This window comes from Candidatus Obscuribacterales bacterium, assembly GCA_036703605.1.
GTDB lineage: Bacteria > Cyanobacteriota > Cyanobacteriia > RECH01 > RECH01 > RECH01.
The window spans coordinates 1-1,634 of record DATNRH010000565.1 but is presented as its reverse complement, the minus strand read 5'-3'; the positions used below and the strand labels follow the sequence as shown (position 1 = coordinate 1,634).

General features: G+C 52.7%; 2 protein-coding genes. One reads left to right on the top strand and one right to left on the bottom strand.

What is annotated here, in order from left to right; genetic code table 11:
- On the top strand, positions 1–369 hold a 369-nt coding region (locus V6D20_12085; protein HEY9816519.1), incomplete at its 5' end, for an SPOR domain-containing protein.
- Between the two features lie 22 nt (positions 370–391).
- Here the strand turns inward: V6D20_12085 and V6D20_12080 are convergent.
- Positions 392–1,634 (bottom strand): site-specific integrase (locus tag V6D20_12080; GenBank protein HEY9816518.1); only part of this gene is annotated, 1,243 nt, incomplete at its 5' end.

The following is a 1,634-nucleotide window of genomic DNA, read 5'->3' as shown; positions in this document are numbered from 1 at the left end:
CTATCGTATCGTGCTGCTCAGGTGCTTGATATGGACAAGAAAGGTGTTGCCGACGTGAAGATCGAGGTTATCACCCCCGGAAAGGCAGTTGCAAACACCTCAAAAGAGCAACAGTCCGCTGCTGACAGGCTCGGTCTTGATCGCCGCTGGCTCAACGTTCAACTTCTGACCACCCGCAATAGAGCGGAAGCAGAGAAGGAGAAGGCAAGACTTGAGTCGGAGTTAACGCACCCCGTCTATATCGATAGTAGCCCCCTCTCCAGGGATGTTCACCTCCGTGTTGGCCCCGTAAAGGGGATTGATAATGCCGAATTGTTGAAGAGGCAGATGCGATCAAAAGGCTATCAGGACGCCTTCATCGTCAAATGAATGCCGTGCAGGGGAGGGCCCCCTACACATTTCGTTTTTTGCCGGTCTGTGCGCGCTCCTGCTCATCAGACTGGACATAAATTCTATCGGTGGTCCCTGAAGATGAGTGCCCCAGATCATCAGCAAGATGTTTGATAGGCCTGTGATTGACATCCATTGAGGCGCCCGTATGACGAAACCAATGCGTCGTTGCGGCTGAAAGTGACTTTGCGTCTTCAGCAAGCCCCTTGATCCGCATGCGGTCTGCCACGGCGTCTATCGCTTCTTCGATCAGTCGTGTCAACTGTCGCTGACCGATATTTCCGCCACCTCTGGCCTTGGGTATCATAGGCAGAGGGTCCTTGATTTCAGGTAAGTCGCTGAGCCGACGCCATCGGCGATACCGGGTGAGGTAGGGGAGCAAAGAGTCCGGCACGGTCACGTCTCTGATTTTCTTGCCCTTGCCATATATCTTGAGCCACCATGACTCACGAGCATAGAAGAAGTCACCCATTGTTGGGCTCCAGGCATCACGCTCGGAAAGCTCTGACACCCGAAGGTAGCATGTCTTCATCAGGACGATGACAAACAGAGCGCGTTCATAGTGGCTATCTTCATTCGCCAACTCACTCAGCGTCTCCAGCAAGTAGTACCACTGATCTTCACTGAGACGATGAGTCTGCTTGATCTGGGCATCCTTGACCATGTACGGAGACCGCTTCTTTACGGAAGGGATAAGGTTCACTTCAACGTGGTCGTCATCGACAAGAAATTCAAAAAAGCTGCTTAGTGTCGAGAACATCTTGCGCAAGCTGGTGTGAGCGATCTTCCGCTTAATCTTGGCAGACCTATTCTCCACCTCAGCGACCTCAACCCGAAAGGGCCTCCAGGCCTCGTTCGGTCTCATTGAGCCTTCACCCCCCTCAAAGTGCTTCAGCCTCTTTGTCATCACCCATTCCCTAGGTGGTTCATGACAGAAAGCAATGAATGCCTCCAGATCCTTCCGCCGAAGCTCGCCCAGGCTCTTTGGCTGGCTGATCTGCCATGTCCAGAGCAGGAGTGTCTGAATGTCATTCCTGTAGGAGTTAAAGGTCTCTGGGCTCCTCATCCCATAGCCCATAAGAAATTCAAACGATAGGCGATAATCTTTCCATTGATCCTCAGACAGATCCCGCTGCACCAAGTGCTCGGGGCGATCCTTGTGCTCCATCATCTTCATCTCCTTGAGAGAGGGGAAGATGGGGAAGGGTAGTGGTGTGGCAGATGAACTCAATGCGATACCCCCA